General features: G+C 74.7%; 13 protein-coding genes. 9 read left to right on the forward strand and 4 right to left on the reverse strand.

Annotation, left to right across the window (positions count from 1 at the left end):
- Positions 1–14: 14 nt before the first annotated feature.
- From PGB27_RS15995 to PGB27_RS16030, 8 genes are all read left to right on the forward strand, one after another.
- Positions 15–1,046 (forward strand): LLM class flavin-dependent oxidoreductase, encoded by a 1,032-nt coding sequence (locus PGB27_RS15995; RefSeq protein WP_274201367.1) that lies wholly within the window; start codon positions 15–17, stop codon positions 1,044–1,046.
- A complete protein-coding gene (locus tag PGB27_RS16000) occupies positions 1,043–2,626 on the forward strand; it encodes a long-chain-fatty-acid--CoA ligase (protein ID WP_274201368.1) in 1,584 nt (527 codons plus the stop codon). Before PGB27_RS15995 ends, PGB27_RS16000 begins: the two co-directional genes overlap by 4 nt.
- A 139-nt stretch (positions 2,627–2,765) precedes the next feature.
- Positions 2,766–3,575, forward strand: coding sequence for an alpha/beta fold hydrolase (locus tag PGB27_RS16005; RefSeq protein ID WP_274201369.1), 810 nt, complete (start codon positions 2,766–2,768; stop codon positions 3,573–3,575).
- Between the two features lie 2 nt (positions 3,576–3,577).
- On the forward strand, positions 3,578–4,294 hold the full coding sequence (locus PGB27_RS16010; RefSeq protein WP_274201493.1) for an SDR family NAD(P)-dependent oxidoreductase: 717 nt from the start codon (positions 3,578–3,580) through the stop codon (positions 4,292–4,294).
- A 73-nt stretch (positions 4,295–4,367) separates the two neighbouring features.
- Entirely contained in the window at positions 4,368–4,793 is a 426-nt protein-coding gene (locus PGB27_RS16015) for a nuclear transport factor 2 family protein (RefSeq protein ID WP_274201370.1), read from the forward strand.
- Between the two features lie 35 nt (positions 4,794–4,828).
- Positions 4,829–5,914 (forward strand): LLM class flavin-dependent oxidoreductase, encoded by a 1,086-nt coding sequence (locus tag PGB27_RS16020; protein WP_274201371.1) that lies wholly within the window; start codon positions 4,829–4,831, stop codon positions 5,912–5,914.
- 138 nt (positions 5,915–6,052) lie between these two features.
- Positions 6,053–7,909 (forward strand): GAF domain-containing protein, encoded by a 1,857-nt coding sequence (locus PGB27_RS16025; protein WP_274201372.1) that lies wholly within the window; start codon positions 6,053–6,055, stop codon positions 7,907–7,909.
- Positions 7,910–8,007: 98 nt separating this feature from the next.
- On the forward strand, positions 8,008–8,793 hold the full coding sequence (locus PGB27_RS16030; RefSeq protein ID WP_274201373.1) for an SDR family NAD(P)-dependent oxidoreductase: 786 nt from the start codon (positions 8,008–8,010) through the stop codon (positions 8,791–8,793).
- Between the two features lie 10 nt (positions 8,794–8,803).
- On the opposite strand, the gene PGB27_RS16035 is transcribed toward PGB27_RS16030, so the two are convergent.
- The 3 genes from PGB27_RS16035 to PGB27_RS16045 all read right to left on the reverse strand — a co-directional run bounded on the left by PGB27_RS16035 (position 8,804) and on the right by PGB27_RS16045 (position 11,451).
- Positions 8,804–9,790, reverse strand: coding sequence for an alpha/beta fold hydrolase (locus PGB27_RS16035; protein WP_274201374.1), 987 nt, complete (start codon positions 9,788–9,790; stop codon positions 8,804–8,806).
- 64 nt (positions 9,791–9,854) lie between these two features.
- Positions 9,855–11,126: a glycoside hydrolase family 88 protein gene (locus PGB27_RS16040; RefSeq protein ID WP_274201375.1), complete on the reverse strand. Its 1,272-nt coding sequence runs from the start codon at positions 11,124–11,126 to the stop codon at positions 9,855–9,857.
- Between the two features lie 103 nt (positions 11,127–11,229).
- A complete protein-coding gene (locus PGB27_RS16045; RefSeq protein WP_274201376.1) occupies positions 11,230–11,451 on the reverse strand; it encodes a hypothetical protein in 222 nt (73 codons plus the stop codon).
- A 194-nt stretch (positions 11,452–11,645) separates the two neighbouring features.
- Here PGB27_RS16045 and PGB27_RS16050 point away from each other — a divergent pair, with 194 nt between their 5' ends.
- Positions 11,646–12,836 (forward strand): erythromycin esterase family protein, encoded by a 1,191-nt coding sequence (locus PGB27_RS16050; RefSeq protein WP_274201377.1) that lies wholly within the window; start codon positions 11,646–11,648, stop codon positions 12,834–12,836.
- 60 nt (positions 12,837–12,896) lie between these two features.
- Here PGB27_RS16050 and PGB27_RS16055 read toward each other — a convergent pair whose 3' ends face one another.
- Positions 12,897–13,112: a dodecin family protein gene (locus tag PGB27_RS16055; RefSeq protein WP_274201378.1), complete on the reverse strand. Its 216-nt coding sequence runs from the start codon at positions 13,110–13,112 to the stop codon at positions 12,897–12,899.
- Between the last annotated feature and the right edge of the window lie 115 nt (positions 13,113–13,227).

Raw genomic sequence — 13,227 nt, forward strand, 5'->3', positions numbered from 1 at the left:
CCAGCATCGGGAGCATGGATCACGAGGTCGCGTTCGGGCTCTGGTACGACTTCCGCAACCCGGTGCCGGATCGGCCGTTCAGCACCTTCTACCGGCAGGTCCTCGACCAGATCGCGTGGGCCGAGGAGCTGGGGCTGGACTCGGTGTGGCTCACCGAGCACCACTTCTGCGACGACGGCTACACGCCCTCGCCGTTCACGCTCGCGGCGGCGATCGGCGAGCGGACCCGGCGGATGCGGGTGGGCACGAACCTCATCGTCTCGCCCCTGCACGACCCGATCCGCCTCGCCGAGGACGCCGCGACCGTCTCGCTGCTGACCGGCGGGCGCTTCGACCTCGGCGTCGGCCAGGGCTACTGGGAGCGCGAGTTCGCGGCGTTCGGGAAGAACATCAAGAACCGCCCGAGCCTGCTCACCGAGGGCGTCGAGATCATCCGCCGCGCCTGGTCCGGGTCGACCGAGCCGTACGAGGGCAAGCGTTACCGGTTCCCGGGCCTGCCCGTGACGCCGCAGCCCGAGCAGCCGCCGAAGCTGCTGGTCGGGGCCATGGCCGACCCGGCGATCGAGCGGGTCGCGCGGATCGGCGACGGCTTCCTGTCCACCCAGAACCACCACCACGCGGTCTACCTCGACGCGCTGGAGCGCCAGGGCACGCCGCGGGAGGAGGGCCGCATCTACGCGGGCCAGTGGGCGCTCATCGCCGAGGATCCCGAGCGGGAGTGGGCCGAGATCGGCCCGCTGGTGCTCGCCCAGCTCAACACCTACATCGCGTGGGGCGCATTCGGGCCGCCGGACGCCACGCCCCGCTTCGAGGACCCGGGCCAGATCGTGGCCGCCGGCGCGTTCACGCTCTGGGACCCGGCGACCGCGGTGGAGGAGCTCACCGCGATGCTCACCGAGCGCCCCCAGATCCGCGACGTGCACTTCTGGGCGCAGCTGCCGGGCGAGTCGGTCGACCACGGTTCGCGGCGCGTCGAGGTGCTGGCGACGCAGGTGGCGCCCCGGGTCCGCGAGCGGCTGGCGAGCCGGCCCGGAGCCATGGCGTGAGCGGTGAGCCGCTGCTCGTCACCGCCTTCCTCGACCACGCCCGCGAGCACGCCCCCGACCGCGCGATCGTCGACTACGTCGACGGCGTGTGCGTGCGCCGCAGCACCTACCGCGAGCAGGACGCGCGCATCCGCCGGGTCGCGGGCGCGCTCGTGGCGCTCGGCGTGCGGCCCGGCGACCGGGTGGCGACGCTCGCCGGCAACCACCACCGCCACCTCGAGCTCTACCTCGCCGTGCCGCTGGCCGGCGCCGTGCTGCACACCGTCAACCTGCGCCTCGACCCGGCGGAGATCGCCTATGTCGTCGAGCACGCCGAGGACACCGTGCTGCTCCTCGACGCGGCCCTGCGCCCCGCCGCGGCGCCCGCCCGGGCCGCGCGGCCGGGGATGCGCGTCGTCGTCCTCGACGGCGAGCCCGAGCCGGGGGAGCTGGCGTACGAGGACCTGGTCGCGTCCGGGGAACCGCTCGAGGGCCCACCTCCGCGCGACGAGGACGACCTCGCCGCCCTCTGCTACACGACCGGGACCACCGGGGCGCCCAAGGGCGTCGGCTACTCCCACAAGGCCCTGTCCCTGCACACCATGGCGGCGGGGCTCGCCGACGGGCACGCGCTGAGCCGCCGCGACCGCGTCGTGCACCTCGTCGCGATGTTCCACGCCAACGCCTGGGGCGTGCCGCTCGCGGCGTTCATGGTGGGCGCCGACCAGGTCCTGCCGGGCCCCCACCCCCGCATCGCCGACGTCGCGACCATCGTCGAGCGCGAGCGCGCGACCTACCTGGGCATGGTCCCGACGCTGGCGGTCGACCTCGTCGAGCACGTCCGACGCACCGGGACCGACCTGTCGAGCCTGCGCGCTCTCGTCCTCGGCGGCTCGACGCCGAGCCGGGAGCTGATCCGCGCGATCACCGAGGACCTCGGCGTGCCCGCGTTCCAGGGCTGGGGGATGACCGAGACCTCGCCGATGGCGACGTTCTCCGCGCCCGAGCCCGACGCGACCCCGGAGGAGCGGATCGAGCAGGTCCGCACGCAGGGTCGCCTGCTGCCCGGGCTGCGCTGGCGGCTCGTCGACGAGGACGGGGCGGTCGTCCCGCACGACGGCGTGTCGCGCGGGGAGCTGTGGCTGCGCGGGCCGTGGGTCGCGAGCTCGTACTACCGGGGCGAGCGGCCGGAGGCGTTCACCGACGGCTGGCTGCGCACCGGGGACGTCGCGGCGATCGACCGCGACGGCCGGCTGCGGGTGGTCGACCGGGTCAAGGACCTCATCAAGAGCGGCGGCGAGTGGATCAGCTCGCTGGCCCTCGAGGCGGCGCTGCTGGAGGCGCCGGGCGTCGCGGACGTCGCCGTCGTCGCGGTGCCGCACGAGCGCTGGCAGGAGCGGCCGGTCGCGGTCGTGGTGCCGGCCGGCGACGCCCTCGACCCTGGCGCGGTGCTCGACGCGCTCGAGGGCCGGGTGCCGCGCTGGTGGCGCCCGGACCGCGTCGAGGTCGTCGACGCCCTGCCCCGCACCAGCGTCGGCAAGGTGGACAAGCGCGCGCTGCGGGGTGCGCTGCGCGCACGTGAGCAGAAAGAAGTGCTCTAGCACGCGAAAGTGCTCACGTGCGCGGAGCGCACCTTGGAGGAAGCCACAACGCCCCGGCCGGTGACGGCTCCCGGGCGCGCGCCGGCCGCTCCTAGCGTCCGCCACGAGACCAGCGGCGGGCAGCGAGCAGGAGGACGACGTGGGACACCTCGAGGTCGAGGACGGCCGGCAGATCTACTTCGAGCACCACGCGGGGGAGCGCCAGCCGGTGGTGCTCGTGCACGGCTGGGGTGTGACGGCGCGGTCGTGGGACACGGTCGCGCCGGCCCTGCGCGCGGACGGGCACGAGGTCGTGCTGCTCGACCAGCGCTGCTGCGGGCGCTCCGACAAGGACTTCGCCGACGTCTCGATCGGCGCGATCGGCGCGGACGTCGCCCGCCTGTGCGAGCACCTCGGGCTGCAGCGCCCGGTGATCAACGGGTGGTCGCTGGGCGGCGCGGTGGCCGTCGACGCCGCCGCCCGGCTCGGGTCGTCGGCGGGCGGGCTCGTCCTCACCGGCGGCGCCACCCCGCGCTACACGTCGGCGTCCGACTGGCCGCACGGCGGCACCGTCGACGACGTCGAGGCGGTGCTCGCCGGCGCCGCCGCCGACCGCGCCACCACGTTCAAGGGCGTCGCGCAGGCGGTGTGCGCGGTGCCGGTGAGCAGCGACGTCGTCGACTGGATGTGGGGCATGTTCCTCGAGATGGGTCCGCGCGGCGACGACTCGCTGCGCGACCTGGCCGCCCTCGACCAGCGCAAGACGATCGGCACGCTCGAGGTGCCGGTGCTGCTCCTGCACGGCCGCAGCGACGGGTTCGTGCCGTTCTCCGGGGCCGAGGCGGCGGTGGATCTCTACCAGGACGCCCGGCTCGTCCCCTTCGACGGCGTCGGCCACGCCCCGCACATCGAGCAGCGCGACGCCTATCTCTCCGAGCTCCGGGCGTTCCTGGAGCAGACGGGCCGGTGACGATGCGCCGAGGCTGGCTGGTCACCGGGGGGACCCGCGGCATCGGGCGGGCGGTGGTCGACCACGTCGCGAAGGCCGGCGGCGCCGTCGCGGTCCTCGCGCGCACGCCCGCCACCGAGCAGTACACCTCCGACGACGTCCTGGAGATCCCCACCGACGTCACCGAGGGCGCGAGCGTGGCCGCCGCGCTCGCCCGGGCGCGCGAGCACCTCGGCGACATCGACGTCGTCGTCAACTGCGCCGGCGTGCACCGCGGCGGGCGCATCGCCGACCTCGACCGCGCCCGCTGGGACGAGGTGGTGGCCACCAACCTCACCGGCGCCTACGAGGTCTGCCACGCCGCGGTCCCGCACCTCGGCGACGGCGCCGCCGTGGTCAACGTCGGCGCGGTCGTCGGCTTCCGGGGCTTCCCGGGCGACAGCGCCTACGCGGCGGCGAAGGCGGGGCTGGCGGGCCTCACCCGCTCGCTGGCGGTCGAGCTCGCGCCGGCGGGGGTGCGGGTGAACCTCGTCGTGCCGGGGTTCGTCGACACCGCCATGACCGCCGGCGTCTCGGCCGCCGCCCGCCGCCGGATCGTCGCCGCGATCCCGGCGGGGCGGACCGGCACCGCCGAGGAGATCGCCGACGTCGTCGTCGCCGTGGCCGGCGCGAGCTACATGACCGGTGCCGTCGTCCCCGTCGACGGCGGTCTCATGGCGACCTTCGGGGGCACCGGATGAGTTGTGCGGACCTCCAACGGTCACCGGGCAGCGACGTTCCGTCGCCGGCCTCCCCGTTCCTAGCGTCGAGCCCATGAGCACCGAGACCGCGACCGAGAGCAAGGAACAGGCCAACAAGGCCGTCGTCACGGAGTTCATGGAGGTGTTCTCCCGCGGCGACGTCGACGCGATCCTGTCGTTCCTCACCGACGACGCCACGTGGTGGGTCGCGGGGACGATCGAGGGGATCTCGGGGGAGAAGGACAGGGCCGCGTTCGGCGAGATGCTCGCCGGGCTGTCCACGCTCTCCACGACCGGCGCGATCGCGCTGACGCCGAAGGCCCTGACCGCCGAGGGCGACCGGGTCGCGGCCGAGACGGAGTCGTACGCCGAGCTCACCAACGGCCGCGTCTACAACAACCTCTACCACTTCGTCTTCGAGCTCTCCGACGGCCGCATCCGCCGCGTCAAGGAGTACCTCGACACCGAGCACACCCGCGCCGTCTTCCTCGGCGCCTGATCCGCTCCTCATCGTCTCGACCGGGAGGTCACCCCATGGACGTCGGCGTCCTGCTCGTCATCCAGAACTGGTTCTCCGACAAGACCGACGAGGAGGTGTTCCGCTCGGACGCCGAGCTCGGGGTCCTCGCCGAGCAGTACGGCTTCGACTCGGTGTGGGCGGCCGAGCACCACTTCGACGACTACTCGATGTGTCCCGACAACCTGCAGCTCATGAGCTACCTGGCCGGGCGCACCGAGCGGATCAAGCTCGGCACCGGCGCGGTGATCCTGCCGTGGAACGACCCGCTGCGCGTCGTCGAGAAGGTCATCATGCTCGACCACCTCTCGGGCGGGCGGACGCTGTTCGGCATGGGCCGCGGCCTGGCCAAGATGGAGTACGAGGCCTTCCGCACCGACATGGGCGAGGCCCGCGGCCGCTTCGACGAGGCCGCGCCGATGATCATCAAGGGGCTCGCCGAGGGCATCGTCGAGCACGACGGCACCCACTACCACCAGCCGCGCGCCGCCGTCCGTCCCGGACCGAGCCGCTCGCTGGAGGGACGCCTGTTCGGCGTGGCGATGTCGCCGGACTCGATCCCGGCGATCGCCACGCTGCCGGTGCAGATGATGACGTTCATGCAGTACGACATCGGGACGCACGCCGAGGCGATCAACCGCTGGCGCGGGCTGCACCGCGAGCACCACGGGACCGAGCCCGGCCCGCCGCTGCTGCAGGACTTCACCTACTGCCACGAGGACCCGGACGAGGCGAAGGCGGTCGCCCACGAGTACATCTCGCGGTACTTCCTGTCGGTGATCAAGCACTACGACTTCGCCGGCTCGCACTGGCGCGAGACGCCGGGCTACGAGGCGTACCAGGTCGGCGCGGACATGATCCGCGAGGCGGGCATGGAGACCGCGGCGAGCGCCTACGTCGACGCCAACGTCTACGGCACGCCGGAGCAGATCATCGGCAAGTACGAGGAGCGCCGCGACGCCGTCGGCGACTTCATGGCCAACCTCGCCTTCTCCTACGCCGGCCTGCCCTACGACAAGGTGCACGCGAGCATGAAGCTCTTCGGCGAGAAGGTCGTGCCGGAGCTGCACAAGATGCGGACGAAGACCCCGGCCGCCGTCTGAGGCCGGGCTGACCGGCTCGATGTCCACCCCCGGCGCGGCAGCTCCGCTGCGCTTCGTGCCGCCATGACCCCTCCCCCTCGACGCGGTCCGCAGGGCAGACTCGGCCTGCGGACGCGTCGACGGGGAGGCGGTACCGGCATGGTGACCCCCCTCGCCGTCGCGCGCCCGGCCGCCCCCGCCGGGACGCCGCGCGAGCGGGAGGTCATCGCCGCGTTCTCCGAGGTCACCACCGAGGCGATCACCGCCACCCGCCTCGAGGACCTCCTCGCGCTCGTCGGGCAGAAGCTCTGCGACCTGCTCGGTGTCAGCCGCTGCTCGGTCTACCTGCGCCAGGACGACGGCCGCTTCCGCGGCGGCGCCGGCTGGTGCGGCGAGGCCGGCAACATCAGCGCCGCGGTCCAGGCGCAGGAGGCCGGCATCCCCGGCGACGCCTTCAGCCGCGAGGTGATCCGCAGCGCCGCCCCGGTGCTCATCAGCGACGTCCCCAACGACCCGCGCCCCCACCGCCGCACCATGGAGCACTGGGGCGTGCGGGCGATGCTCGGCGTGCCGCTGGTGTTCGACGGCGAGGTCATCGGGCTCGTGTTCGTCGACAACGTCGCCCAGGAGCACACCTACACCGACGACGACGTCTCCCTGGCCGAGCTGTTCGGCCGCCTCGCGGCCCTGTTCATCCGCCAGGCCCTGCAGGCGTCGCGCCTCGCGGCGCAGGCCGAGGAGCTCGACCGGCAGAAGCGCACGCTCGAGTACCTCGCCGACGTCCACGCGCGGCTGACCGGCGCGGTGCTCGAGGGCGCCGACATCCGTGCCGTGGTGGGCCTGCTCTCCGACCTCGCGGGGGCGCCGGTCGCGCTGCTCGACGAGGACCTCGCCGTCCTGACCTGGACCGCGCCCACCCCGTTGCGCGCCGGCCCGCCGGTCCTCGGCGACCGCGCCCGCGAGCGCCCCGTGCTGCGCTCGGCCCTCGCCGAGCTCTCCGCCGCGCGGCCGAGCACGGTGCTCGAGCCGTCGTCGGTGCTGGGGCTGGGGCGCCGCCACGTCGTGTGCCGGCTCATCGTGGAGGGCCGGCCCAGCGGCTACCTCACCGTCGTCGAGGCCGGGCGCGCGCTCGGCGACCTCGACACCAAGCTCGCCGAGCGCGGCGCCACCGTCCTCGCGCTCCAGGTGCTCTCGGAGCGCCGGCAGATCGAGGCCGAGGGCCAGGCGCGCGACGACTTCCTCTCCGACCTGCTCCACAGCCACCGCGACGTCGCCCAGCTCGCGCGCCGCGGCGTGCCGTTCGGCATCGACCTCACCGAGCCGCACGTCCTCGTCCGCCTCGCGGTGGACGGCGGGGAGGGGCACCTGCACGCATCGGTGGCGCGCCGGCTCGTCGTCGCCGACCTCGCCGCGCGGCTGGGCACCGACGAGGCGCCGGCCACGACGCTGCCCGGCGCGGTGGTCGTGCTCGTGCGCCTCGGGGACGGGGCGGGCGTGTCGCACCCCGACGAGGTCCGCGCGCACGTCGCCGCGGTCGCCGACGCCGTCGTGCCCCGCGTGCACGTGCGCGGCGGGGTCGTGTCCGCGGTGTGCCGCGAGCCCGAGGACTTCCCGCGCGCCCACCGCGAGCTGCGCGAGGTCGAGGAGCTGGCGCGCTCGTTCGGCTGGTCGCGGCGCGTCGTCACCCTCGACGAGCTGGGCCTGTTCCGCGTGGTCGTGGCGAGCGGGAGGGTGCGGGAGGCCGTGCGGTTCGCCGACGAGCTGGTCCGTCCGGTCCGCGAGCACGACGGCGCCGACGGGGCGCTGCTCGCGACGTGGCGGGCGTTCCTCGCGGCCGAGGCCCGGGTGCAGCGCGCGGCCGCGGACCTCGGCGTCCACGAGAACACCGTGCGCTACCGGCTGGGACGCGTCCGGGAGATCACCGGCAAGGACCCGGCGTCGCTCGACACGCTGCTCGCGGCGCGGACGGCCTTCCAGATCCTCGAGCTCGCCGGGTGGTTCCGCGACGACGGCTGAGTTGTGCTCGCCGACAACGCCCGCCACGAGCGGGCCTGTCGCGGGGGAGCGGAGGGCGGGTCGACTGGACCGGCACCCCACCCCGGAGGCAAACCACCATGACCTCGAGCTCCGTCCCCGACCCGCGCACCGCGTCCCTCGCCGGCTCCGTGGCGCTCGTGACCGGCGCCGCCCAGGGCATCGGGCGCGCCACCGCGCTGCGCCTCGCCGCCGAGGGCGCGCACGTCGCGTGCGCCGACATCCAGGACACCGCCGACACCGTCAAGCAGATCGAGGCCGACGGCGGCTCGGGACGCGCGGTCTGGGTGGACGTGCGCCGCGCCGACGCCTGGTCCGACGCGGTCGACGACGTCGTCGGCGCCTACGGCCGCGTGGACCTGCTGGCGAACGTCGCGGGCGTCGTCAACCTCCTCAGCGAGGACACCGTCACCGGCCTCACCGAGGAGGCGTGGGACGAGGTCATCGCCACCGACCTCAAGGGCCCGTGGCTCGGCATGCGCGCCGTGATCCCCGGGATGATCGAGCGCGGCGGCGGGCGCATCGTCAACATCTCGTCGCTCGCCGCGCTGCGGGGCCTGCCGAACCTCGCGTCCTACTCGGCGGCGAAGGGCGGCGTCGCGGCCCTGACGCGCCAGGCGGCGTTCGAGTACGCCCCGCACCACGTCCTCATCAACGCCATCGCGCCGGGGACGATCGACACCCCGATCCTCGCCGACATCACCCCGGAGATGCGCCAGGCGAACGCCGACGCGCACATGGTGCGCCGGCTCGGGCGCCCGGAGGAGATCGCGTCGATGGTCGCGTACTTCTTCCGCGAGGGCGCGTTCCTCACCGGGCTGACCTACCCGGTCGACGGCGGGTGGTCGGCCAAGGGCAACTTCTGACGGACGGGCCTCAGCGGGACTCGTCGAGGTCCGCGTGGGAGACGATCCGGTCGGCGAAGTCGGCGGGGTCGAGCGCCACCGGCGGGTGGTCGTCGAAGAAGCGCAGCAGCCGCTCGGCGAAGGCGTCCGGCTCGTCGCAGTGCGGGAAGTGCCCGGCGCCCTCGAACAGGGCGAGCTCGCTGCCGGCCACCAGCTCGTGCGCGCGTCGCCCGTGCTCAATGGGGATCATGGTGTCCGCGGTGCCCCACGCGACGAGCAGCGGCAGGTCCGCGGCGAGGTCGAGGCGCTCGATGGCCCGCACGCGCTGGCCGCCGCTGTCGATCACGCTGCGGGCCGTGTGCACGAAGGCGCGGCGGTGCACGGGGTCGGCGAGCGAGGCCCACGCCCGGCCCGACTCCCGCGTCGACGGCGAGACGACACCGGACAGGCGTCGGGCCCCCGAGGCGAGCCACTCCGCGGCCCGCACCACGCCCGTCCCCGCGATGACGGGCAGGACCCACTCGGCGGCGGGCAGCGTCGCGGCCCGCAGCACCGGGCTGACCTCGCGGCCGAGCCCGCCCGAGTCGATGAGCACCAACCGGCTCGTGTGCTGGGGGAACTGGAACGCGAACTGCTGCGCGACACCCCCGCCCAGCGAGTGGCCGACGACCGTGGCGCGGCGGTACCCGAGGGAGACCATCAGGTCGCGCAGGCCGGTCGCGTAGCCACCGAGCGAGTAGTCGGCCCACGGCGCGGACGAGGATCCGTGCCCCAGGAGGTCCGGCGCGACGTAGCGGCGTGTCTCGTGGCGGCGTGCGAGCGCGGCGAGCAGCGGGCTCCACGTGTGCGCCGAGCCGGCGATGCCGTGCACGAGCAGGACGAGCTCGTCGTCGCGGGGCTCCCCGGACCCGTCGGTGGCCGGGCCCGAGTCCCAGAAGGCGACGTGGTCCCCGTGCAGGGTCGCGTGACGCCGCCGGGTGTGGCGCGGTGTCGCGGCGCCCGATGCGTGGTCCGTCATCGGGGACAGGATGCCCGCCGACCGCACGGGACCCACGTCGACGTCGCTCACACCGCGCGGGCGGTCAACCCCCGGTGAGCTGCGTCGACGGCCCGACCTGGCGCTCCCAGCGGGTCAGGGCCTCGACGAAGTAGTAGTCGCCGAACATGATCCCCGTGTCCGCCTGGCCCTCGGGGACGTTCTGGGTGCCGTGCAGCAGGACCGAGCGGAACGGGGTGCCGCGGGCGAGGTAGGCCGGCGAGGACAGCGACGCGAGCATCCCGCGGGCGCCGTCGACGTCGGCGGTCTTCTGCGCCGGGTCGGTGTCCAGCTCGTTCATCGCGAGCAGCGCGCTCGCGGTGACCGCGGCGGCCGAGGTGTCCCGCGGCTCCGGCGGCGCCTGCGGGACGTCGAAGTCCCAGTAGGGCACGCGGTCGGGCGGCAGGTGGCCGAGGAACCAGTCGGCGGTGCGGTGCGCGGTGTCCAGGAAGCGCGGGTCCTGCGTGTACCGGTACGCCATCGCGAACCCGTACGCCGCCCACGCCTGCCCGCGCGCCCACGTCGAGTCGTCACGGGCGCCCTGCTCGGTGTACGTGCGCAGGAGCGCGCCGGTGCGCTGGTCGTAGCCGCCGAACATCGACGTGCTCCCGTCGGGGCGCACGAGGTCGGTGATCGTGCGGTCCGCGTGCCGGTTCGCGATGTCGGCGTACTGCGGGCGGCCGTTCTGCGCGGCCCAGTACAGGAGCTCCAGGTTCATCATCGCGTCGATGTTGACCTGGTACTTCTCCTGGTCGTCCCGCTCGTCCCACACCCGGATCATGCCGACGGTCGGGTCGAACCGGGCGGCGAGCGTGTCCGCGGCCGCGAGCGCGGTCTGCTTCGCCGCCTCGTCACCGGTGAGCTGGTGGTCGACCGCGAAGGTCATGTACATCTTGAAGCCGAGGTCGGTGTCGTCGTGCGCCGTCTCCGGCGTCAGCGGCGCCTGCCAGCGCTCGGCGCGCTCGCGCCACACCGGGTCCTGCGTGCGCTCGAAGACCCGCCAGAGCGCCGCGGGCAGGAAGCCCGCGGTCCAGTCCTTCGCGGGCTTGGTCAGCCACGACCCGTCCGGGTTCGTGCGGACCGGGTAGGCCGGCGGCGCGAGCGTGTCGGCGGTGGCCGCGAGCTGCGCGTCCGCGAAGGCGAGCACCGACCCGTCCGCCGGGGCCGGCCCCGCGTTGCGGGCCTGCGCGTCGCGCGCCTGCCCGGGCGGCGCCCCGGCCGGTGCGGCGGGCGCGGGCGGCGGGGCCGACCCGCACCCGGCGACCACCGCCGCGGCCAGGACGAGGACGAGCACTCGCAGCCGGTGTCGTACAGCCATGGCGGACCCCCCGGTCGCCGACCGGCGGAACGGTGGTGGGGCCGATCGGGCGCCGGACGCTAACAGTCCCGGAGCACCGTGCCGGCGGCCGTGCGCCGGACGCTCAGCTCGCGATCGGCGAGCGGCGGGTGGCCGGCGCGGCGGTGCGCTGGGTGGGGATGGTGGCGACGATCGCGGCGCGGCGACGGGCGCGCTGCACGGACGCGACGCGCTGCGTCTGCTCACGGATCGCGGCGGCGGCCTGCTGCTCGAGCGTGCCCCGGCGGGCCATGCTCACCAGCGGCGTCACCATCCACGCGCCCGCGCCGACACCGATCGCACCCACGGCGGCCAGAACACCCATGTCATCCCCCGACGATCCCCGACGCTCCCCCGATGGAACGTTCTGCCTCGTCGTCGCGGCGCAGGGCCCGCTCGTTATCGGTGGTGCACCACACCACCCGTTCGGTTGAAAGCTGGACGTTCCGGGGGGACGGAACCCGCTCGACGGCACCGCCGTCCGGGTCGGACCATGCGCCCGTGACCCTGCCCGCGACGGTCCGGCACCGACCGGTCGCCGACCCCGCCGCGCTCCACGACGCCGTCGACGCGGTGGTGGGCGACGCGCGGGTCGTCGCGCTCGGCGAGAACAACCACGGCATCCGTGAGTTCGGGGTGCTGCGCGAGCAGCTCGTGCGGTTCCTCGTGCGCGAGCGGGGGTTCGGTGTCGTCGCGCTGGAGTCGGGCTTCGCCGAGGGCGCGCTGGTCGACGCGTGGGTGCAGGGCGGGGACGGGTCGTGGGACGACGTCGCGCGGGACGGCTTCACCTTCCGGGCGGGCGACCACCCGGAGACCGCGGCGCTGGTCGCGGGGCTGCGGGAGCACGTCGCCGCCGGGGGCGCCGTGCGGTTCGCGGGGCTCGACGTCCCGGGGTCGGGCGGGTCGCCGGCGCCGGCGCTGCGGCGGTTGCGGGCGGCGCTGCCTCAGGTCTCGGACGCCGTCGACCGGGCGCTCGAGGCCACGGCCCCGTACGTGTCGGCGAACAACGGCGTCGCGCCGGGTCGCTGGTCCGCGCTGGACGCCGCGACGCAGGACGCCGCCACCGCCGCCCTGGCGCGGCTGCTGCTGCGCGTCGAGGCGCTGGGCGCCGACCACCGCGAGGCCCGGCACCTGGCCCGCGGGGCGCTGCGGCTCGACGAGCAGCTGCGCGAGTTCGCGGTGCTCTTCGCGCCGGACCCGCCGGCGCGCGTCGTGTCGTCGCGCGACGTCCACATGGCCGAGACGGTGCGCCACCTGCTCGCCGAGCACCCCGACCGCCGGATCGTCGTGCTCCTGCACGACGGGCACGCGCAGCGGGTGCCGTTCGCGTTCCTGCCCGGGGTGGCCGCGCCGTCGGCCGGGACGCTGCTCGCTGCCGAGCTCGGCGACGACTACGCGGTCCTCGGGATCACCGCGCTCGCCGGTACGACCACCGGGCTGGCCCTCGACGACACCGCCCGCCACGGCATCGCGCTGTCCACCGACCCGCTGCCCGACCCGGCGCCCGACAGCGTCGAGCGGGCGGTGCTGGACGCGGGGCTCGGCGCGGACCCGGTGCTGCTCGACCTGCGCGCGGCGCGTGGGGGAGAAGGTCCGGGCTCGATCCGGCATGCGACGACCCACATCCCCGTGGACGTCGCGGCCGGCTACGACGCGGTGATCTGCCTGCCGGAGCAGTCCCCGTCGCTCTGACGGCCGGACACACGACGGCCCGCCGACCCGGAGGTCGGCGGGCCGTCGGTGCGCCGGGGGTCAGGCGGTGGAGTCGAACTTGAACGAGAGATCCATCCGCACGCGGTAGGACGAGACCTGCCCGTTCTCGACGACGAGATCGGACTTCTTGATCTCGGCGATGCGCAGGTCGCGCACGGACTCCGCGGCGGTGGCGATCGCGTTCTGCGCCGCCTTCTCCCAGGACTCGGTGCTGGTGCCGATGACCTCGGTGACCCGGTAGACGCTGTCGGCCATGAAGAGACCCTCCTCGGTCCTTCTCGGGGACACGGTCGGGTGCCCACCGAGTGGCGCCGCTCACACGTACCCATCCGCTGAGACCGTCTCGGGCCGAGCCGCACTGTCGGGGGTC

It is taken from the genome of Actinomycetospora lemnae, assembly GCF_028737315.1.
In the GTDB taxonomy this organism is placed as follows: domain Bacteria; phylum Actinomycetota; class Actinomycetes; order Mycobacteriales; family Pseudonocardiaceae; genus Actinomycetospora; species Actinomycetospora lemnae.